20 protein-coding genes are annotated in these 19,453 nt (G+C 67.1%); 10 read left to right on the top strand and 10 right to left on the bottom strand.

Features of this window, described 5'->3' with window-relative positions:
- Positions 1-13: 13 nt before the first annotated feature.
- The 6 genes from ABFK29_RS17930 to ABFK29_RS17955 all read right to left on the bottom strand — a co-directional run bounded on the left by ABFK29_RS17930 (position 14) and on the right by ABFK29_RS17955 (position 4,171).
- Positions 14-1,090 carry a branched-chain amino acid ABC transporter permease gene (locus ABFK29_RS17930; RefSeq protein WP_005859182.1) on the bottom strand — a complete coding sequence of 359 codons (1,077 nt, stop codon included), beginning with the start codon at positions 1,088-1,090 and terminating at the stop codon, positions 14-16.
- A gap of 64 nt (positions 1,091-1,154) precedes the next feature.
- Positions 1,155-1,469, bottom strand: a complete 315-nt coding sequence (locus ABFK29_RS17935) for a hypothetical protein (RefSeq protein WP_005859184.1) — start codon at positions 1,467-1,469, stop codon at positions 1,155-1,157.
- Positions 1,469-1,717, bottom strand: a complete 249-nt coding sequence (locus ABFK29_RS17940) for a hypothetical protein (protein ID WP_005859186.1) — start codon at positions 1,715-1,717, stop codon at positions 1,469-1,471. Before ABFK29_RS17940 ends, ABFK29_RS17935 begins: the two co-directional genes overlap by 1 nt.
- Before the next feature lie 141 nt (positions 1,718-1,858).
- Positions 1,859-2,812, bottom strand: coding sequence for a branched-chain amino acid ABC transporter permease (locus ABFK29_RS17945; RefSeq protein ID WP_005859188.1), 954 nt, complete (start codon positions 2,810-2,812; stop codon positions 1,859-1,861).
- 1 nt (position 2,813) lies between these two features.
- Complete coding sequence (locus tag ABFK29_RS17950; RefSeq protein ID WP_005859190.1) at positions 2,814-3,356, bottom strand: hypothetical protein; 543 nt, start codon at positions 3,354-3,356, stop codon at positions 2,814-2,816.
- The gene (locus ABFK29_RS17955; RefSeq protein ID WP_040604609.1) at positions 3,356-4,171 is read right to left on the bottom strand and encodes an ABC transporter ATP-binding protein; all 816 of its coding nucleotides are present in this window, start codon (positions 4,169-4,171) and stop codon (positions 3,356-3,358) included. The genes ABFK29_RS17950 and ABFK29_RS17955 overlap by 1 nt, the downstream gene beginning before the upstream one ends.
- Before the next feature lie 134 nt (positions 4,172-4,305).
- On the opposite strand from ABFK29_RS17955, the gene ABFK29_RS17960 reads away from it, so the two are divergent.
- Positions 4,306-4,479 carry a hypothetical protein gene (locus tag ABFK29_RS17960; RefSeq protein ID WP_005859194.1) on the top strand — a complete coding sequence of 58 codons (174 nt, stop codon included), beginning with the start codon at positions 4,306-4,308 and terminating at the stop codon, positions 4,477-4,479.
- Positions 4,480-4,535: 56 nt separating this feature from the next.
- On the opposite strand, the gene ABFK29_RS17965 is transcribed toward ABFK29_RS17960, so the two are convergent.
- Complete coding sequence (locus ABFK29_RS17965) at positions 4,536-6,509, bottom strand: AMP-binding protein (RefSeq protein WP_005859196.1); 1,974 nt, start codon at positions 6,507-6,509, stop codon at positions 4,536-4,538.
- Between the two features lie 341 nt (positions 6,510-6,850).
- Here ABFK29_RS17965 and ABFK29_RS17970 point away from each other — a divergent pair, with 341 nt between their 5' ends.
- Together ABFK29_RS17970 and ABFK29_RS17975 are read left to right on the top strand one after the other, a co-directional pair.
- A complete protein-coding gene (locus tag ABFK29_RS17970; protein ID WP_005859198.1) occupies positions 6,851-8,752 on the top strand; it encodes a PAS-domain containing protein in 1,902 nt (633 codons plus the stop codon).
- Complete coding sequence (locus ABFK29_RS17975; protein ID WP_005859200.1) at positions 8,749-9,444, top strand: response regulator transcription factor; 696 nt, start codon at positions 8,749-8,751, stop codon at positions 9,442-9,444. The genes ABFK29_RS17970 and ABFK29_RS17975 overlap by 4 nt, the downstream gene beginning before the upstream one ends.
- Before the next feature lie 112 nt (positions 9,445-9,556).
- Here the strand turns inward: ABFK29_RS17975 and ABFK29_RS17980 are convergent, their stop codons facing one another.
- The 3 genes from ABFK29_RS17980 to fdhF form a co-directional block, all read right to left on the bottom strand.
- On the bottom strand, positions 9,557-10,672 hold the full coding sequence (locus tag ABFK29_RS17980) for a PepSY-associated TM helix domain-containing protein (RefSeq protein WP_040604572.1): 1,116 nt from the start codon (positions 10,670-10,672) through the stop codon (positions 9,557-9,559).
- Positions 10,673-10,764: 92 nt separating this feature from the next.
- A complete protein-coding gene (locus ABFK29_RS17985; RefSeq protein WP_198135709.1) occupies positions 10,765-10,929 on the bottom strand; it encodes a hypothetical protein in 165 nt (54 codons plus the stop codon).
- A 373-nt stretch (positions 10,930-11,302) separates the two neighbouring features.
- Positions 11,303-14,086 (bottom strand): formate dehydrogenase subunit alpha, encoded by a 2,784-nt coding sequence (gene fdhF, locus ABFK29_RS17990; protein ID WP_040604610.1) that lies wholly within the window; start codon positions 14,084-14,086, stop codon positions 11,303-11,305.
- Positions 14,087-14,355: 269 nt separating this feature from the next.
- Between fdhF and ABFK29_RS17995 the strand changes: the two genes are divergently transcribed.
- The 7 genes from ABFK29_RS17995 to ABFK29_RS18025 all read left to right on the top strand — a co-directional run bounded on the left by ABFK29_RS17995 (position 14,356) and on the right by ABFK29_RS18025 (position 19,312).
- Positions 14,356-14,850, top strand: coding sequence for a VOC family protein (locus ABFK29_RS17995; RefSeq protein ID WP_005859209.1), 495 nt, complete (start codon positions 14,356-14,358; stop codon positions 14,848-14,850).
- 204 nt (positions 14,851-15,054) lie between these two features.
- Positions 15,055-15,915: a branched-chain amino acid aminotransferase gene (locus tag ABFK29_RS18000; protein WP_005859210.1), complete on the top strand. Its 861-nt coding sequence runs from the start codon at positions 15,055-15,057 to the stop codon at positions 15,913-15,915.
- A gap of 13 nt (positions 15,916-15,928) precedes the next feature.
- Complete coding sequence (locus ABFK29_RS18005) at positions 15,929-16,576, top strand: hypothetical protein (RefSeq protein ID WP_005859212.1); 648 nt, start codon at positions 15,929-15,931, stop codon at positions 16,574-16,576.
- A gap of 70 nt (positions 16,577-16,646) precedes the next feature.
- Positions 16,647-17,102, top strand: coding sequence for a universal stress protein (locus ABFK29_RS18010; protein WP_005859214.1), 456 nt, complete (start codon positions 16,647-16,649; stop codon positions 17,100-17,102).
- Between the two features lie 220 nt (positions 17,103-17,322).
- On the top strand, positions 17,323-18,378 hold the full coding sequence (locus ABFK29_RS18015) for a hypothetical protein (protein ID WP_005859215.1): 1,056 nt from the start codon (positions 17,323-17,325) through the stop codon (positions 18,376-18,378).
- An 84-nt stretch (positions 18,379-18,462) separates the two neighbouring features.
- Positions 18,463-19,026 (top strand): NifU family protein, encoded by a 564-nt coding sequence (locus tag ABFK29_RS18020; protein WP_005859217.1) that lies wholly within the window; start codon positions 18,463-18,465, stop codon positions 19,024-19,026.
- Positions 19,016-19,312 carry a GFA family protein gene (locus ABFK29_RS18025; protein ID WP_005859220.1) on the top strand — a complete coding sequence of 99 codons (297 nt, stop codon included), beginning with the start codon at positions 19,016-19,018 and terminating at the stop codon, positions 19,310-19,312. Before ABFK29_RS18020 ends, ABFK29_RS18025 begins: the two co-directional genes overlap by 11 nt.
- Positions 19,313-19,453: the final 141 nt, after the last annotated feature.

Here is a 19,453-nt window from a genome sequence, read left to right on the forward strand (position 1 = left end):
CCGCCGCGCCGCGTCAGTGCGGGAACGGCCAGAGGATCATCTTCTCCCGGATCAGCCGCCAAAGCTGCGCCAGCCCGTGCGGCTCCACGATCAGGAAGAACACGATCAGGCTCCCCACGATCATGATGTTGAGGTGCTCCACCAGCGCGCTGTCGATGGAAATCCCCAGCGCGTTCGGCAGCAGGTTCAGCACCACCGGCAGCCCGACGATCAGGATGGCGCCCAGGTAGTTGCCCATGATCGAGCCCAGCCCGCCGATGATCGCGATGAACAGGATGCGGAACGACAGCGGGATATCGAACAGGTTCGGCTCTGCCGCGCCGCGCCACATGAAAACGAACAGCGCCCCGGCCACGCCCACGATGTAGGACGAGATGGCAAAGGCCGTCAGCTTCGAGCGCATCAGGTTGATGCCGATCAGCTCGGCGGCGATGTCCATGTCCCGCGTCGCCTTCCACGTCCGCCCCAGCGTGCCGCGCGTCAGGTTGATGCAGAGCATCGTCAACAGGCAGACGATGAACAGCACCACGTAATACTGCACGATGCTGCTGGCCTGCGGGCCCGCCACGTACACCCCGAACATTTCGAGGTTCGGCACCTGTATGGCTCCGCTTGCGTTGTAGTTGTAAAGCCAGGCCCATTTCTCGAACAGCCAAACGAGGAAGAACTGCGCCGCCAGCGTTGCGATGGCCAGGTAGAACCCCTTGATGCGCAGGCTCGGGATGCCGAAGGCCACACCCACCCCGGCCGAGAACACCCCCGACAAAAGGATCGCCACGATCGGGTTCATCCACGGCATGAGCGTGATCAGCTTGTAGCAGGCATAGGCCCCCACCCCCATGAAGGCCGCGGTGCCCAGCGAAAGCTGCCCGGCATAGCCCGTCAGGATGTTCAGCCCCAGCGCCGCCAGCGAATAGATCAGCACCGGGATCAGCAGCGTCTGAAAGGCGAACTCGCTCGCCGTCAGCGGAAAGATTACCCAGGCGCACAGCAGGATCACCCCAAGAAGGATCGCGTCCTGCCGGACCGGGAACAGCGCCTGGTCCGCCTCGTATGTCGTCTTGAACTGTCCGGCGGTGCGATAGAGCATCCGCGGTCCTCCCTCTTTGTCGCCCGGGCCGGTCTTGCCGCCGGTCCCCGGGCGTCTTGCTGTTTCAGTCGTCTCCGCGCCGTCTCTGACCCGGAATGGCCGCCGTCCAGAAAGCCGCCATGGCCTTCAGCGACGTCGCGGTGGCCGTCATCGACGCGGTCATCATGGTGTTCATGACGTCCATCTGCGCCCTCATCACGCCCTGCACCGCCTCGTGCTGCGTGTCGTGGTATTCGCCCAGCCCGTTCGCCGCCCGGGCGATGTCGGCGGCGTCCTCGCGCGCCGGGGCCCGTGCGCGCGTCGAGCGGTCCCTTTGCGGCGCGCCGGTCTTCGCGGCACGCGTCCTGTCCGTCCGAGTGGGGGTCTTCTGTGTGGCCATCAGGCATCCAGTCCTTCGTCTGCATCGTGACGCGCCCGGCTGCTGGTCGGCCGCACGTAGCCGGTCGCCTCGGAGTGCCGCACGATCCGGAACCACGCCCAGATCCCCAGTGCCGCCCCGAAGGCTGCCAGCAGCAGCGCAACGACCATACGCCCACCCTGCTCCACCGGCGTCGTCAGCGCCAGATAGCCAAAAGACCAAAACCCGGCCCAGGCCACCACGTTCAGAACCGCGATCAGTTTCGTCATGTCACTCCACCCTCTGTACACCTGCTCCGACACCCGCCGCACCGGCCGACCATCCACGCGGCACGCCCATTCGTCCGGGGCTGTCCAACCTTTCGGAGGCCTCCGCGAACGCCACCGGCCCCATACGTCGCCGCAAGCCCGCTAGACCCGCTCGATGATCCGCTCCCCGAACAATCCCTGCGGACGGAACAGCAGCACGATCAGAGCCAGCACGAAGGCGAACCAAGTCTCGGTGTTGCCGCCAAGCAAGGGCTGACCCCAGTAGATCTCGAACAGCTTCTCCAGCAGGCCGATCATCAGCCCGCCGATGATCGCCCCGGTGATCGACTCCAGCCCGCCCAGCATCAGCACCGGCAGCGCCTTGTAGGCGATGACCTCCAGCGCAAAGCTGACGCCCGCCCGCGCGCCCCAGGCGATGCCCGTGACCAGCGCGATGATGCCCGCGATGAACCACACAAGCACCCAGACAGTCTGCAGCGAGATGCCCACCGACAGCGCCGCCTGATGGTCGTCGCCCAGCGCCCGGATCGCCCGGCCCATCCGCGTGTAGTTGAGGAAGGCCAGCAGCCCCGCCACCAGCGCGCAGGCCACCGCCACCACGGTGATGTCCAGATGCTGCAGGATCAGCAGCCCGCCCCAGGGCTCCAGCACCGTGTCGCCGGTGGGGATGCTCAGCTCCTCGGTGATCATCACCTTGTTTTCGCCGCCAAATATGATCTCGCCGAAGCCGATCAGGAACAGCGTGATGCCGATGGTCGCCATGAAGAGGATGATGTCAGGCTGCCCCACCAGCGGCCGCAGCACGACCCGCTCGATGGTCACAGCAAGGACGAACATCACCCCCAGCGTCAGCGCCACCGCGATCCAGGCCGGCACCCCGAAGGCATGCAACCCGACCAGCGTCAGCGCGGCAAAGACCACCATGATCCCCTGCGCGAAATTGAAGATCCGGCTGGAGCGGAAAATCAGCACGAACCCCAGCGCGATCAACGCGTAGAGCACGCCCGAAACCAACCCCTCCCAAAGCACCTGCAACAGGAAGTCCGGCGCGTCGATCATGTCCGCGAACGGCTTGATGAAGATGTCGTTCAGCATGTCATTCCCCCTCGCAGGTCTTTACGCCTGTCATGCGCAAAACCTTCATCTCTGCCATGTTGGCCGGGTCGTGGACCGTGACGACCTCCTGAATCGGGCCGTCGCACCGGGTCAGGAAGACCATCGACGGCTCGACCTCGGGATCGAAGCCATTGCGCGCGCCCCAGTCGCGCATGGTCTCCCGGATGGTTTCCCGTCCCTCGGGATCGGGCCCCGGCATGGTGATGTCGCAAAAGACATTGCGGAACCCGGTGGCTTTGACGATCGCCGTATCATACAGGAAGTAGATGATCGGCTGGTCTTCGGAGGTCGGAACACCCCCGTCCGGCAGGATGGCCCGTTCCGCCAGGACGCTCCCGTCATCCTTCGGGGCTTCACGGTACAGCCCGTCCGTTCCCAGAAGCGTCGGATCCTCCGCCCGTGCCACCGACAGGCAGGTTTCCAGCACATCGACCCAGACCTCAGGGGCCACCGCCCGGTCGGATTGCGCAAAGGCCCCGGTCCCGCAGACCGCTGCCACCAGACACAGTGCAACTCGTTCCATCAATGCGCCACTCCCAGATAAGCGTCGATCACGTCCTGATTACCGCGCACCTCGTCGGGCGTGCCGTCGCCGATCTTGCGCCCGTAATCCATCACCACGACCCGGTCGGAGAGGTCCATGACCACCCCCATGTCGTGTTCGATCAGCGCAATCGTCGTCCCGAACTCGTCGTTCACGTCGAGGATGAAGCGGCTCATGTCCTCCTTCTCCTCGACGTTCATGCCCGCCATCGGCTCGTCCAGCAGCAGGATCGAGGGCTCTGCGGCCAGCGCGCGCGCCAGCTCCACCCGCTTCTTCAGACCGTAAGGCAGACGCCCCACCGGGGTCTTGCGGATCGCCTGGATCTCCAGGAAGTCGATCACCTTCTCCACCACCTCGCGGTTGGCCATCTCCTCGTCTCGGGCCTTGCCCCACCACAGCGCCTGCGCCGCGATCCCGGCCTTCATGTGCGTCAGCCGCCCGGTCATCACGTTGTCGAGCACGCTCATCCCCTCGAACAGGGCGATGTTCTGGAAGGTCCGCGCCACCCCCATCCGCGCCACCTCGTAAGGCTTCATGGGCGGGCGCTTGGTCCCTTTGTACCAGACCTCTCCCATGGTCGGCGTGTAAAACCCCGAGATGATGTTGAGCATCGACGACTTGCCCGCCCCGTTCGGCCCGATGATCGCCCGGATCTCGCCCTCGCGGATGTCGAAGGAAATGCCCGAGATCGCCGTCACCCCGCCGAACTTCAGCGTGATGTTCCGCATCTCCATCAACGTCCCGCCGATCTGCCGCCCGTCCGCGGTGGTGTAGCCTTCGGTCTGATCGAGCATCATGCACCTCCTTTTGTTCTGTGGAGAATGGAACCCTCGGCAGAAAACGATCCACCGCCTCGAACTCCTCTGCATGCGCGTTCTCTCATCGCGCGTTTGCTTGTTCTGGTCATCCAAAACCGGGTGTTTCGAACATGCCGACCGATCAAACCGACCTCTTCTGTGGCGGTGCAATCCGCATCGCGAAATCGGAGAAAATCCCTGCCAACCGGGCATTCACAAAGGTCTGTGAACTGAACGGACTTGATCCGGGCTACGTACCGCTCCGGCTCGGAATTCTCATCCAGGCCGTTTACGATAAGCGCTGACCGCAAACCTGCGGGATGGTGGGCGGGGCGATCCGCGCAGCGGGAGCGTCCGGCCATCATTCCGCCGCCATCGCCTTGGGCGTCACCGGCACCACCTTCGCGTCGACCACCTTCAGTGTCGCCTTGATCCGGCCCTTCCGGCCGTCCTCGTAGGTCACCTCGGTTTCCGTGTAGATACTGTCCGATCCGTCGTACAAGGCGGTCACCAGATCGTCGTATTTCTCCGAGATGATCTTGCGCTTCACCTTCCGGGTCCGCGTCATCTCGCCGTCGTCGGCGTCCAGTTCCTTGTGCAGGATCAGGAAGCGGTGGATCTGGCACCCCGACAGCATCTCGTCCTCCGCGACAGAGGCATTCACCTCCTCGACATGGGCGCGCACCGTCTCGATGACCTGCGGGTGCTGCGCCAGTTCCTGGTAGGAGGCATAGGCGATGTTGTTGCGCTCCGCCCAGTTGCCCACCGCCGAGAGGTCGATGTTGATGAAGGCGCAGCAGCGGTCGCGGCCCGCCCCGAACACTACGGCCTCCAGGATGTTGGGATAGAACTTCAGCTTGTTCTCGACGTACTTCGGCGCAAAGAGCGCGCCGGAGGCCATCTGCCCCACGTCCTTCGCCCGGTCGATGATCCGCAGGTGACCCGTCGCCTCTTCGAAGAACCCCGCGTCCCCCGTCGCCACCCAGCCCTCCGGGTCCTTGGTCGAAGCGGTGCTTTCGGGGTTCTTGTAATACTCCACGAAGGTCCCCGGCGAGCGGTAGAAGACCTCGCCGTTCTCGGCGATGCGGATCTCCACCCCCGGCGCCGGCACCCCCACCGTGTCCGAGCGCACCTCGCCGTCCGGTTGCACGGTGATGAAGACCGACGCCTCCGTCTGCCCGTAAAGCTGCTTCAGGTTGATCCCCAGCGAGCGGTAGAAATCGAAGATCTCCGGCCCGATGGCCTCGCCCGCGGTATAGCCCACCCGCACCTTCGAAAATCCCATGGAATCCTTCAGCGGCCCGTAGACCAGGACTTCGCCCAGCCGGTATCTCAGCCGGTCCAGCGGCCCGACGGACTTCCCGTCGAGGATGCGCGGCCCGACCTTCCGCGCGTGCGCCATGTACCGGTCGAACATCCGCTTCTTCAGCGGACTGGCGTCCTCCATCCGGATCATGATCCGCGTCAGCAGCGTCTCGAACACCCGCGGCGGGGCGAAATAGTAGGTCGGCCCGATTTCCTTGAGGTCGGTCTGCAGCGTCTCCGCGCTTTCCGGGCAGTTCACGCAGAAACCCTTCCAGTAGGCCTGACCGATGGAAAAGATGAAATCGCCCACCCAGGCCATCGGCAGGTAGGCCAGCACCTCGTCGTCGCGCTTGAGGTGGTCGAACTCCGCCGAAGACCGCGCCGCCTCAATGATGTTGCGGTTCGACAGCACCACGCCCTTCGGCTTGCCCGTCGTCCCGGAGGTATAGAGCATCACGCAGGTGTCGTCGTAGCCCAGCGCCCCGCGCCGCCGGTCCAGCTCTCCGATCAGCTCGTCGCGGGCCGCGCGGCCCTGGTCCTGGACGTGGGCGTAGTCGTGCAGCCGCGTGTGGTCGTACTTCCGCAGGCCGCGCGGGTCGACATAGATCATGTGCTCGAACTGGTGCAGGCTCTCCTGCACCTCGATCACCTTGTCGACCTGCTCCTGATCGGCGACCACGACAAAGCGCGCGCCGCAGTGCGACAGCACGTACTCCATCTCCTCGGCGACCGCGTCCTGGTACAGCGGCACCGGCACGGCGCCGCACATCTGCGCCGCCACCATCGCCCAGTAGAGCGTCGGACGATTGCGCCCGATCACCGCCACGTAGTCGCCCGGCGCCACCCCGAGGTTCAGCAGACCCAGCGCGAAGGCCTCGATCTCGGCCTCGGCCTCGGCCCAGGTCCAGCTCTGCCAGATCCCGTATTCCTTTTCGCGGTAGGCCGGCGCGCCCGCGAATTCCGTGGCGTTCCGGCGCAGAAGCGCAGGCACGGAGCGCAGGCCTTCGATGCCCTCGACGAGTGCAGCCAAGTGTTTCCTCCCCGGACGCCTGTTCCGGCGCCCCTCCCTTATGGTGGCCCTTCGGGACCTCGATCGCGTTCATCACGATTCTGCGGTCAATTAGGGCGGCTCTCAGGCTCGCGGTCAACTTTTTCCTGAGGTTTTCCAGAATGTAACCAATTCTTACAGAGCGCCGCGCGGGGTGGGCTTCACCGGCCCCGGGACGGGATGGCCGGGGTGGGCGGGCCGATTTTCGAAGAAAGAGGTACGCCTGCCCCGAACCCTTGCCCCTAACCCTTGCTCCGAACCGTCGCCCCAACCGTCAGCCAAGCCCTATCGACCGCGCGCCTGCCCGCGACTAGGCTCCGGCCATGACCACACGCGCCGACACCGCCGCCTTCACCCTCGCCGGGCTGAACCTGATCCAGCAGGCGCTGTCGATCTTCGACCGCGACCTGCGCCTCGTGCTGATCAACCGCCCCATGCAGGCGATGTTCGACCTGCCCGACACGCTCTGCGCCCCCGGCACCACCTTCGAGGCGGTGATCCGCCACCTCGCCACCTCCGGCGAATACGGCCCCATCGACGATCTGGAGACTTTCATCGAGGCCCGTGTCACCCTCGCCCGGACGTTCGAGCCGCACTACATGGAACGCCAGCGCGCCAACGGCCGCACGATCTCCGTGGAAGGCGCGCCGCTGCCGCAGGGCGGCTGGGTCACCGTCTACACCGACATCACCGCGATCCGACAGCAGGAGGAACTGCTCCGCAGCCGCTCCGAGTCGCTCTCCGAAGAAGTCCTCCAGCGGTCCGAAGAACTGGCCCGCACCAACCGCCAGCTCGCCGCCACCATCACCGCGCTCGAAGAAACCCGCCGCCAGCTGATGGAGACGGAGGCCCGCACCCGCACCACGACCGAGATGATGCCCGCCCACATCGCCCGCGTCGACGCCACCGGGCGCTACACCTTCTCCAACAACCGGCTGGCGGACGTGATGCCCGGGCGGCCCGCGTCGATCGTCGGGCTGCACATCTCCGACACGCTGGGGCCAGAGGCCTACGCCCGCGTGCAGCCGCACCTCGACGCCGCCTTTTCCGGGCGCGCCTCCACTTTCGAGTTCAGCGACGAGGCCTCCTCCCGCCGCATCCGTGCCGCCTTTACCCCCGACCCGCTGGAACCGGGCGTCTACATCCTCTCGCAGGACGTGACGGAGGAAACGCAGGCCCGCGCCGCGCTCCAGCAAACCCGGCGGCGCGAGATCGCGGCACAGCTCACATCCGGCCTGGCGCATGACTTCTCCAACCTCCTGACGATCATCCTCGGCCAGCAGGCGAAACTCGCCCGCCTCGACCTGCCCGGCGAGGCGCCGGCCTGCGTCACCGCCACGCTGCAGGCGGCGCGGCGCGGCGGCACGCTGCTCGAACGCATCGCCGACATCACCAGCCCGCGCACCTGGCAGCCGAAGCCGATGCGCCTTTCGCCGTTCCTCGACGACCTCGCCAATCTCGCCGATCCGACCCTGCCCGCGGGGCTGACCCTGACGATGGAGGATCACACCACCGCGCCGCTCATGGCCGACCCCGGCCTGCTGCAGGACGCGCTGCTGAACCTCGTGCTGAACGCACGCGACGCCTGCGCCGGTCGCGCCGAGGCCCGGATCACCATCGCCGCCCACGAACTTCAGGGCACCTGGCTGGAGATCGCCGTGACCGACACCGGCCCCGGCTTCTCGGCGGAGGCGCTGGACCACGGCGCCGCGCCCTTCTTCACCACCAAGGGCGGCGAAGGGTCCGGCCTGGGCCTGGCCATGGTCTATGACATGGCCAAGCTGGCGGGCGGCGCACTGCGGCTGTCGAACACCGGCACCGGCGCCCGCGTCATCCTGCGCCTGCCGCTGCGCCACGCCCTCAGCCTGCCCGCCTCCGGCCTCGTGCTGCTGGTCGAGGACAGCCCCGACCTGCGCGCGCCCATCCGCGACATGCTGACCGGACTGGGCTACGCCGTGGCCGAAGCCAGCTCCGTGCCGGAGGCGCTGGCCCTCGCCGAAACGCTGGAAGTCGCGCTGATCCTGTCGGACATCACGCTGGAAGGCAGTGAACCCGGACACACGCTGGCAGATCGCCTGCCGCAGGTGCCGCTGCGCCTGATGACCTCGCTGCCGCCCGGCGACCCCCGCCACCGCGCCGCCCGCGCCCGCGCGCCGGTCATCGCCAAGCCCTTCACCGCGGAAACCCTTGCCAACGCCCTCCGGGAGGGGGAAAGGACGCCATGACCGACGCCCCCCTCGTGACGATCCTCGACGACGAACCCGCCATCCGCGACATCCTGACGGAGGCGCTGCAGGACGCGGGCTACCGCACCCGCGCCTTTTCCCGGGCGACGGAATTCGAGGCGGCCCTGCGCTCCGTCACCCCCGCCGTCTGCCTCGTGGACCTCTCCCTGCCCGACCGCGACGGGCTGACGCTGGTGCACCGCCTGGCGCTGGAGCAGGGCGCGAAGGTCATCATCATCTCCGGCCGCGCGCAGGTGCAGGACCGGGTGACCGGGCTGGAACTCGGCGCCGACGACTACGTCACCAAGCCTTTCGACCCGGCCGAGGTCGTGGCCCGCGTCCGCGCCCGCCTGCGCACCCCGCCCCGCCCCGCGCAGACCTCCGCCCGCTTCGGCGACTGGACCGCGCATTTCGACCATTTTGCGCTGGAGAAGGACGGGACGGAGACGCCGTTCAGCCAGGCGGAAGGCGAGGTGCTCAGGCTCTTTCTCGAAAGCCCGAAACGGCTCATCACCCGGGCCCACATGCAGGAGGCGCTGGGCGGCACGGCGGGCGACAGCTTCGACAGGGCGATGGATGTGCGGATCTCCCGGCTCCGGACGAAGCTCGGCGAGGATCCGAAGAACCCGCGCCTGATCAAGACGATCTACGGCGCGGGCTACATCTTCCTCGGCGACGTCACCTGGTCCTGACCGCCACGGGCCACGGGTCCGGCATCACCGGCGCCGCATCACCGGACCCAAGAAGGCTTTTCGAAGGAAAAGCCTTCCCCTGCCAAGATCTTTCGGACGAAAGATCTTCCCCTCACACCGCCGCGCGCCGCACACGCCGCATCCGCATCAGCCGGCGCAGGCCCAGCGCCATGCCGGTCCAGACCAGCACCATCGCCGCGAGCGAGGCCAGTCCGGCCACGGTCTGACCGACGACGCCATAATACTGCCCGGTGTGCGCGAACCGCGCCCACATCCGCGCCCGCATGCCCGCGCTGCCCGCCACGGCGTCGTCGGACAGGATCTCGCCCGTCGCCCGGTCCAGCACCAGCTCCGAACGCTGCGACGGCGCCACGCCGTTGCCCGAGTCCAGCGTCACCTGTACCGCGCCCGCGCCTGCCTCGGGCAGCACAATCGTCGCCGTCGTCCACTCCGGCCGTGCTGCACCGGCGGCCTCCAGCAGGGCGGCATAGTCCAGCGGCGCACCCGACAGTTCCCGCGCCGACATCTCTTGCGACAGCGCCCCACGGCCCCGCCCTTGCGGCACCTCCTCGCCCAGCGCGGCGAAAAGTGCTGCGTTAGCCCAGCCGTAGCTCATGACGACACCGGTCAGCACGATCACGAACAGCGGCACAAGCGCCCAGATGCCAAGCACGTGGTGCCAGTTGTAGTCCCGCGCCTGCGCGTTCGGCAGCCCGCGCCGGAAAAACAGGTTCAGCTTCACCCGCGTCCACTTCCACGTCTTCGGCAGCCACAGGTACAGCCCCGACACCACCAGCCCGAGGAACAGCAGGTTCGCCGCATCGACCAGCCAGCCGCCCACCTCTGTGGGGCCGCTGAACGACAGCCAGCGGTGCAGCGCCGTCACGCCGTGGAAGAAGGCCGCGACGTCCTCGCCCGCGCCCGCCAGTTCCGCGCCGCTGTAGGGGTCCACCGCCACCGCGGAACGTCCCTGCCGCAGTTCCACCAGCCCGCCGGGCGCGCGCGGGAGGACCAGCGACTGCCCCGCCCCCGCGCCCGTCGCGACGACGATCTCTTCGGGCGACAGCGCCACCGCGCCCGCCGGGGCCTCGATGGCGCGGGCCGTGGCCCAGTGCACGATCTGGCTCTCGTAGGTGAGCAGGACCCCGGTCACGCTCATCACCATGACGAAGACCCCGGCGACAAGTCCCGCCGTCAGGTGTCCCCAGAAAACAACTGTTCTGACCATGTCTGATTGTCCCTGAATGCTTTTCCGTTTCAGGGTTTCACGCAGAAGCCCGCCCGCTCCGTCGCAGGACGTGCGGCGTCGCGGCAGAAATGTCAGCTCAGGCCAAGAGCAGCCCGCACGGACGGCAGGCACGCCACCGCCACCACACCGACCAGCGCGCCGACGATCAGCCGGACCGGCGCCCGGCCCAGCCGCGGGCCGGCAAGGCTCAGAAGCCCGCAGACCGCGGCGTAATAGGTGAGCGAAACGGGATCCATGGCACATCCTCCTGCGCCCATCCTGCCACGTCCCGGCCGATCCTCACAGGCTTTCGGCCAGACGGAGAAAACCCGACCTCCCCGCAGCCGCAAGGGGCCGCCTCTATCCCACCGTTAACGAAAAAGAATTCCGCGCAACACTTCGGCGCCTGGCCGCGTTAACGAAGGTTTCCAACCGGCCGGGAATCGGGAGCGAACCGGCCGGTTCGCGGGTTAACGCGCGGACTGGACCGTTCAGGTTTCGTAAATCCGTTGCGGATCGCCCGCATCGGAGCCGCACATCTGGTAGCGCGCGCCGCGTTTACCCGGCGCCCGCTCCGTTAACACGGCTCAGGCACGCCGCACCCGTTGCGCAACACACGGGGGAGCGCACTCACTCTGCGGCAAGCGCGTCGTCCGGCACTTTTTCCACCCGCACGGCGGAGTACTTGAACTCCGGGATCTTCCCGAACGGATCCAGCGCGGCGTTCGTCAGGATGTTGGCCGCCGCCTCCACGTAGGCGAAGGGCAGGAACACCATGTCGCGCGCCACGGCCCGGTCCGCCCGCGCCATGACCTCGACCGATCCGCGCCGTGTGATCAGCCGCACAAGCCCGCCCGGCTCCACGCCCAGCTCCCGCAGGGTCGAGGGGTGGAGCGAGCAGTTGGCCTCCGGCTCCACCGCGTCCAGCACCGTGGCCCGGCGGGTCATCGACCCGGTGTGCCAATGCTCCAGCTGCCGTCCTGTCGTCAGCACCATCGGGAAGGTCTCGTCGGGGACCTCCGCAGGGGGCGTGACACGCGCAGGCGTGAATTTCGCCCGGCCCGCGCGGCGCGGGAACCCGTCGCCAAAGACCACCGCCTGCCCCGGATCGTCCGGGCCGTTGCAGGGGTAAGTCACTGAATTCTCGGTCTCAAGGCGCTTCCAGGTGATGTGGTGCAGCGACCGCATCGACATCTTCATCTCGTTGAAGACCTCGCGCGGGTCGTCGTAGTCCCACGTCAGCCCGATGCGCCGCGCCAGATCGACTATGACCTTCCAGTCCTCGCGCGCCTCGCCGGGGGCCTCCACCGCCTTGCGCATCATCTGCACCTGCCGGTTGGTGTTGGTCACGGTGCCGGCCTTCTCCGGCATGGCGGCGGCGGGCAGGATCACGTCGGCGAAGTTCGCCGTCTCCGTCAGGAAGATGTCCTGCACCACCAGGTGGTCGAGCTTGGCCAGCGCCTTGCGCGCGTGGTCCACATCCGGATCGGACATGGCCGGGTTCTCGCCCAGAACGTACATCCCGCGGATCTCGCCGCGGTAGACACGGTCCATGATCTCGACGACGGTAAGTCCCGGTGCCGCCTGGATTTCCGTGCCCTGCCAGATGTGCTTGAACAGCGCCCGCACCTCTGGATCGGTGACCGACTGGTAGTCCGGCATGACCTGCGGGATCAGCCCCGCGTCGGATGCGCCCTGCACGTTGTTCTGCCCCCGCAGCGGATGCAGCCCGGTGCCCGGACGGCCCACGTGCCCGCAGAGCAGCGCCAGCGAAATCAGGCAGCGCGAGTTGTCGGTCCCGTGGATATGTTGCGAGATGCCCATACCCCAGAAGATCATCGCCCGCTGCGCCGTGGCGAAAGTCCGGGCCACGTCGCGGATCACCTCGGGCGCGATCCCGCACAGCTCCGACATGCGCTCCGGCGTGAAGGCGCGGATGTGGTCGCGGAACTCGAAGAAGCCCTCGGTGAAGCCTTCTATGTACTGGCGATCGTAGAGCTTTTCCTCGACGATCACGTTCATGATCGCGTTCAGCAGCGCCACGTCCGTGCCGGGGCGGAACTGGATCATGTGCTTGGCAAAGCGCTTCATCGCGGTGCCGCGCGGGTCCATGATGATCAGCTCGCCGCCGCGTTTGGTGAACTGCTTGAAGTAGGTCGCTGCGACGGGATGGTTCTCCGTCGGGTTGGAGCCGATGACGATCGCCACGTCGGCGTTCTCGATCTCGTTGAAGGTCGCGGTCACCGCGCCCGAGCCCACGTTCTCCATCAGCGCCGCCACCGAGGAAGCGTGGCACAGCCGGGTGCAGTGGTCGACGTTGTTGTGGCCAAAGCCCTGCCGGATGAACTTCTGGAAAAGATAGGCCTCTTCGTTGGTGCACTTGGCCGAACCGAAGCCCGCCACCGACTGCCCGCCGTAGTAGGACCGCAGGTCGGCCAGCCCGTGCGCGGCCTTGTCCAGCGCCTCTTCCCAGGTCGCTTCGCGGAAGTGTGTCCAGGGGTTCGACGGGTCGACGTTCAGGCCCTTCTCCGGCGCATCGTCGCGGCGGATCAACGGCTTGGTCAGGCGGTGGGGATGGTGGATGTAGTCCATCCCGAAGCGGCCCTTGACGCACAGCCGCCCCTCGTTCGCCGGGCCGTCGATGCCCTCGACGTACTTGACCTTGCCGTCCTTGACCTTGATCGACACCTGGCAACCGACCCCGCAGAACGGGCAGACGGACTTGGTTTCCTGGTCGAAATCGGCACGGTCGCCTTCCTGCGCGTCGTTCATCACCGACGACGGCATCAGCGCACCGGTCGGGCAGGCCTGCACGCATTCGCCGCAGGCCACGCAGGTGGAGGCCCCCATGTCGTCGCCGAGGTCGAACACCGGGTAGGCGTCATGCCCGCGTCCCGCCATGCCGATCACGTCGTTGACCTGCACCTCGCGGCAGGCGCGCACGCACAGGCCGCACTGGATGCAGGCGTCCAGGTTGACCGACATCGCCACATGGCTGTCGTCGAGCAGCGGGATGCGCTCCGCCTCCAGCGTCGGGAAGCGGCTTTCGGTAACGCCCTGTTCCGCTGCCATGTCCCAGAGATGAGAGGACTTGTCATGCGCAGCCGCCTGCTCCGGCTGGTCGGCCACGAGCAGTTCCATCACCATCTTGCGCGCGGTCTTTGCCCGGGCCGAGGCGCTCTTGACCACCATGCCGTCCTCGGGTTCTCGGATGCACGATGCCGCCAGAACGCGTTCGCCCTCGATCTCCACCATGCAGGCCCGGCAGTTGCCGTCCGGACGGTATCCCGGCGCGGGCTTGTGGCACAGATGCGGGATCTTCAGACCGCGCCCGTTCGCCACCTCCCAGATGGTCATGCCCTTTTCGGCTTCGACTTCCTCGCCGTCGAGTGTGAATCGGATCCTGTCGGCCACGCGCGCCTCCTCTCGTTTCCGGCTCTTGTAGACCATGCGCGTGCCGACGGGCGTGGATCAATGCCGACCTTCGGTCACGTTTTTGCGTCTCCGGGTTTCCGATGCGCGCCACAACGCCCGCCAAGGGAGGGCGGCGCCGCGCCTGCGTCAAGCCGTGCGCGCCTGTAACCCGCGCTCCCCTGTGCACCGGCGCACGCCCTGCACGCGCTGGCAGCAATGGACCGCCGCCTGCGCACCCCCATATTCATGACATGCAAAGGAGGCATCCCATGCCCGCCCATCCCGAAACCCGCATCGGCCATGTTCACCTGAAGGTCACCGACCTCGACCGCTCTGTCGCGTTCTACCGCGACGTGATGGGGCTGGAGGTGATGCAGACCTACGGACGTCAGGCCGCTTTCCTCTCCGCCGGCGGCTACCACCACCACATCGGCCTGAACACCTGGCATTCGAAGGACGGTCCCAGGGCCGATCCCCGCGCCCCGGGTCTTTACCATACGGCCTTCGTCTTCCCCGACCGCCCGGCGCTGGCCGACGCGCTCGCACGCGCGCTGAGCCACGGGGTCGAGATCGAAGGCGCCGCCGACCATGGCGTAAGCGAAGCGATCTACTTCTCCGACCCCGACGGCAACGGGATCGAGATCTACCGCGACCGCGCGCCGGAGGACTGGCCCCGCGACGGCAACGGCAAACTCCTGATGGTCAACGCACCGCTCGACCTGCCGAACCTGCTGCTGGAGGCCAACGCGGACAGCACCGACTGAGGCGCCCCTCCGTTCGGCGAAGACCCTTGCCCGCAGGGCGCAACCGGCCGTAGGGCGGGGCTTTGCGCCGCCTGTTTCCTCACGTACCGACCGGCGCGCGCACGCCCGGCCCGCGCGACGCATCGTAGGGCGGGGCTGTGCGCCGCCCTGCCTCTGGACCTTGCCGCTCGGCGGGCCTAGGCTCCGCGCCAAAAGGAGATCCCGATGGCGACCGGCAAGAACATCCGCACCTATTTCAACGGCACATGGCACGAGGGCGACGCCATGATCATGCGCGCCGCCGACCATGGTGCGTGGCTCGGCAGCACGGTCTTCGACGGCGCGCGTTATACGCAGGGTGTCACGCCCGACCTCGACCGCCACTGCGCCCGGGTCAACGCCTCCGCAAAGGCGCTGATGGTCACGCCAACCGTCACGCCCGAAGATATGGTGGACATCGTGCGCGAGGGCCTCTCGGCCTACGCCCCCGACGCGGCGGTCTACATCCGCCCGATGTACTGGGGCATCAACGGCGACGTCACCGCCATCGTCCCGCAGCCGGAAGAGACCGGCTTTGCCATCTGTCTCGAAGAGATCCCCATGGCCTCCGCCACCGCTTCGACGACGCTGGGGCGCACCCGCTTCCGCCGCCCGGTGCTGGAGGACGCGGTGGTCAATGCCAAGGCCGGGTGCCTCTATCCCAACAACGCCCGGATGCTGTCCGAGGTCCGTAGCCGCGGCTTTGGCAACGCGCTGGTGACCGATGCCATGGGCAACGTCGCCGAAAGTGCCACGGCCAACGTCTTCATGGTCCGCGACGGCGTCGTCTTCACCCCCATCCCCAACGGCACCTTTCTCGCCGGGATCACTCGCGCCCGACACATTGCCAACATGAAGGCGGACGGGATTGAGGTGGTCGAGACCGTGCTGACCTTCGCCGATTTCGATGCGGCGGACGAGGTCTTCCTCTCCGGCAACATGAACAAGATCACGCCGGTGACCGCGTTCGAGGACATGTCCTACCAGGCTGGACCGGTGACCGCCCGGGTCCGCGACCTCTACTGGGACTGGGCGCTCAGCGCCTGAGGCGGACCGCGCCATGTGGCTGAAACTTGCGGTCATCGGGGTCGTCCTCGTGGGGTTCGCGCTGGCGATCCGCGCGGTGATACGCGCCAACCGGCCCGGGGCGCACCCTGCCCCGCGGCCCGCCGCGCCCTCCCTCGGCGAGCAGATCGGCCTGCTGGCCCGGGCCGGGCTGACGCTCTCGCCCGGCGTAACCCGCGCCGACCTGACCGACTTCGGGCCGGAAGACACATATCGCCACGATCCCTGGCGGCTCCTCCTCCTGACCTTCGCGATCCGCATCGACCGCCCGCCGCATACGCCGTTCTGTCCCGCAGCCTGCCTGCTTCGCCGCGACGCCTTCGACGCGCCGCAGGACTTTGCCGATGCGCTCCGCGATGTTGCGCGTGCCGCCGGGACTGCGGACAGGCTGGGCCAGGTGAATGCCGCCGACCGCCTTTCCTACAACCTGGGCGGCCAGTCCCGCGAAATCTCCTTCGACGCGGCGACCGACGATATCCTGCGCAGGGTGCTCGACGACATCGCCGCCCTGCTGCCCGCTGGCCGCCACCTCGCCTTCCTCGACAACGACCCGCAGGTTGCGGTCTTCTGCCTGACCGACGCCGGTCATGCGATGATTGAAACCGCCGCCCCCGGCCTCCTGCACAGGACGCCGCCACTTTGATTGACACGTCACGGGAGAGTGGACAGCCGCCTGCCCCTCTGCCAAGGTCGCCCGACAGGAGACAGACCCAATGCGCAAGTTCCTTGTCGTGCTCGACGATTCCAGAGAATGCCTGAACGCCATGCGCTTTGCCGCCATGCGCGCCGCGAAGTCCGGAGGCGGCGTGGCCATCCTGTCGATCATCGCCCCGGAAGAGTTCAACCACTGGATCGGCGTCGGCGACATCATGCGCGAGGAGGCCCGCGAACGCATCCACGCGCATTTCGAGGTCTTCGCCAAGTGGATGCGTGACAAGCAGGGCGTCGACCCGGAACTGGTGATCCGCGAAGGCGACGCCGTAACCGAGATCCTCGCCCATGTCCGCGAAGACCCCGAGATCGGCGTGCTGGTCCTCGGCGCCGCGGCCGACAACAAGGGCCCCGGCCCGCTCGTCACCCAGATGACCCGCAGCGCCGGCTCCCTGCCCGTGCCCGTGACCGTGGTGCCAGGCGATCTTTCAAAGGAACGGCTGGAAGCGATCACGTGACCAATTCTCGCGCCGGCTGCGGTGGCCGCCGGGGCAACCCGCGCCGTTCGATATTGCCGCCGACGCGCCGACACGAAACGGCACCCTCTTCGCGTTGAACCGCACCGGGGCCGCGCGCAGTCTTCTTCGGCACCTCGACAGGCGTCTTCACAAACCGCATGCCTGCGTGCATCCTGCCCGGCATTCCGAACCGCCATTGCCGACGACCCGGGGATCATTCATGCGCTCATTTTTCCTGCTGCTGGCCACTTTTCTCGCCTCCAGCCCCGCCCATGCCGAGACGCTGTTGGACAACGATTGCCTGGGCAATGCGTACGAGTCCTGCTTTGTCCTGATCGAGGGAGAGATCACGCCGGGGCTGACCGACCGGCTTCGGGCTATGGTCGACAGCCAGGGCGTCGACGGCGGAGTGGTGTATCTCAACAGCCCCGGCGGCAATCTCGGCGAGGGGCTGAGGCTTGGGCGCTACATCCGCGAGCTTGGTTGGGACACCTCCATCGGCAGCAGTGACGGCATTCCCCGAAACGACGATGGCACGCCGCGTTTCATGGGCTCCGCCGGTCCGGCGCCGGGGCGCTGCGAAAGCGCCTGCGCCTATGCCTTCATGGGCGGCGAACGGCGGGCCTACAACGACGACGACCGCCTCGGCCTGCACCAGTTCTATTCCTCGACCGAGGACGTGGGCAGCGCGGTGGCGCAGAAGTTCTCCGGCGACCTCGTGGCCTACATGGTCGAGATGGGCGTGGATGCCCGCATCTTTACCCTTGCCGCCTCGCAGGAGGCGTCAGGCATGTACCATGTGCCGCGTCAGCAGGCAGAGGAATACGACCTGATGACCCGCACGGGCTTCGACACGATGTTCCTCGAACCCTACAAGGAGGGCGTCGTGGCGGCCTCTCGCAGGCTCGATCCTCCGCAGCCTTACGACGGCGTCGACCAGGTGTCGTTCTACTGTCGCGGCGGGCAGGCCTACGCGCTGATGCACGCGGCGATACACGGGTTCACCGGCAACGACCTCGGGTATCCTTCCGTCTGGATCGGTGCCGAACAGCGCGAACTGCCGCAGGACGCGCTTTCGGTGCGGATCGACGGCGACGAGGCCTACCTGCTGCTCCGTCTCCCGCCCGAAACCGCGCGCGCCCTCGCCGCAGCCCCGGGCTATACCGTCTGGGCCAGCTACGGGCGCGTGATCGGCGGCATCTACAGCGCCAGCCGCAACACGACCGCGCTGGAACGGCAGATGCTGGCATTGGCATTCCGGCTCTGCATCGACTGAACCCCTGTTTAGAATCGTTCCAATCCTTGACGCCGGAGCGCACGGCGCGCATATAGGGAAGAGGCCAGAAAAGGTACGCTCCAGATGTTCATTCAGACAGAATCCACGCCCAACCCGGCCACGCTGAAATTCCTGCCCGGCCAGACCGTGCTGGATATGGGCACCGCCGATTTCCCCTCTGCCGATGCTGCCGGGGCATCACCGCTGGCGCAGCGGCTGTTCGCCGTGGACGGTGTCACCGGCATCTTCTTCGGCAACGATTTCGTCACCGTGACGAAGGCCGATACCGTCGACTGGGACCACATGAAGCCCGCGATTCTCGGCGCGATCATGGAACACTTCCAGTCCGGTCAGCCGGTCATGTCCGATGGTGCGGCACAGGCCGGCGGCCACGCCGAGCACGAGGGCGAAGACGGTGAGATCGTTGGCCAGATCAAGGAACTGCTGGACAGCCGCGTGCGTCCGGCGGTGGCTCAGGACGGCGGCGACATCACCTTCCACGGTTTCGACCGCGGCGTCGTCTACCTGCACATGCAGGGTGCCTGCGCAGGCTGCCCCTCTTCCACGCTGACGCTGAAGATGGGGATCGAGAACCTGCTGCGGCACTATATCCCCGAGGTGACGGAAGTCCGTCCGGTTGCCGTCTGAGCGCAAACGCGACACCTCGCACGATCTGCACACCGGGCGCTGCTATTGCGGCGCCCTTTGCATTTCCGCAACGGAAGACCCGCTGACGGTGGCCTATTGCCACTGCGCCGACTGCCGCCGCTGGACCGGATCGCCCCTGCCCGCCTTCGCCGGTATTGCCGACGCGGCGGTATCCTTGCCCAAAACCGATCCGCTTGAACTCTCGCCGGGCGTGCAACGCTGGGCCTGCGGGCGCTGCGGCTCGCCGCTCGCGGCGCGCTTCGCGTATCTGCCGGGACAGACCTAAGTGCCGCTCGGCGTGCTGGACACCGCACACCTCCTGCCGCCCCGCCTGCATTGCCACAGCGAAAGCCGGATGCCTTGGCTCCACCTCGACGACGGGTTGCCAAGGGCAGACGCGTCTGGCCGCGACATTCTGAACGGCGCT

Source organism: Sagittula stellata E-37 (assembly GCF_039724765.1).
GTDB lineage: Bacteria > Pseudomonadota > Alphaproteobacteria > Rhodobacterales > Rhodobacteraceae > Sagittula > Sagittula stellata.

Bases quoted from the DNA above. Each gene is read 5' to 3' on its own strand.
- ABFK29_RS17970 (WP_005859198.1), top strand. From the start codon at position 6,851: ATGACCACACGCGCCGACACCGCCGCCTTCACCCTCGCCGGGCTGAAC.
- ABFK29_RS17930 (WP_005859182.1), bottom strand. From the start codon at position 1,090: ATGCTCTATCGCACCGCCGGACAGTTCAAGACGACATACGAGGCGGAC.
- ABFK29_RS17980 (WP_040604572.1), bottom strand. From the start codon at position 10,672: ATGGTCAGAACAGTTGTTTTCTGGGGACACCTGACGGCGGGACTTGTC.
- ABFK29_RS18000 (WP_005859210.1), top strand. From the start codon at position 15,055: ATGGCGACCGGCAAGAACATCCGCACCTATTTCAACGGCACATGGCAC.
- ABFK29_RS17960 (WP_005859194.1), top strand. From the start codon at position 4,306: ATGCCGACCGATCAAACCGACCTCTTCTGTGGCGGTGCAATCCGCATC.
- ABFK29_RS18005 (WP_005859212.1), top strand. From the start codon at position 15,929: ATGTGGCTGAAACTTGCGGTCATCGGGGTCGTCCTCGTGGGGTTCGCG.
- ABFK29_RS17995 (WP_005859209.1), top strand. From the start codon at position 14,356: ATGCCCGCCCATCCCGAAACCCGCATCGGCCATGTTCACCTGAAGGTC.
- ABFK29_RS17940 (WP_005859186.1), bottom strand. From the start codon at position 1,717: ATGACGAAACTGATCGCGGTTCTGAACGTGGTGGCCTGGGCCGGGTTT.
- ABFK29_RS17975 (WP_005859200.1), top strand. From the start codon at position 8,749: ATGACCGACGCCCCCCTCGTGACGATCCTCGACGACGAACCCGCCATC.
- ABFK29_RS18020 (WP_005859217.1), top strand. From the start codon at position 18,463: ATGTTCATTCAGACAGAATCCACGCCCAACCCGGCCACGCTGAAATTC.
- ABFK29_RS18015 (WP_005859215.1), top strand. From the start codon at position 17,323: ATGCGCTCATTTTTCCTGCTGCTGGCCACTTTTCTCGCCTCCAGCCCC.
- ABFK29_RS17945 (WP_005859188.1), bottom strand. From the start codon at position 2,812: ATGCTGAACGACATCTTCATCAAGCCGTTCGCGGACATGATCGACGCG.
- ABFK29_RS17985 (WP_198135709.1), bottom strand. From the start codon at position 10,929: ATGGATCCCGTTTCGCTCACCTATTACGCCGCGGTCTGCGGGCTTCTG.
- ABFK29_RS17950 (WP_005859190.1), bottom strand. From the start codon at position 3,356: ATGGAACGAGTTGCACTGTGTCTGGTGGCAGCGGTCTGCGGGACCGGG.
- ABFK29_RS17935 (WP_005859184.1), bottom strand. From the start codon at position 1,469: ATGGCCACACAGAAGACCCCCACTCGGACGGACAGGACGCGTGCCGCG.
- ABFK29_RS17955 (WP_040604609.1), bottom strand. From the start codon at position 4,171: ATGCTCGATCAGACCGAAGGCTACACCACCGCGGACGGGCGGCAGATC.
- ABFK29_RS18010 (WP_005859214.1), top strand. From the start codon at position 16,647: ATGCGCAAGTTCCTTGTCGTGCTCGACGATTCCAGAGAATGCCTGAAC.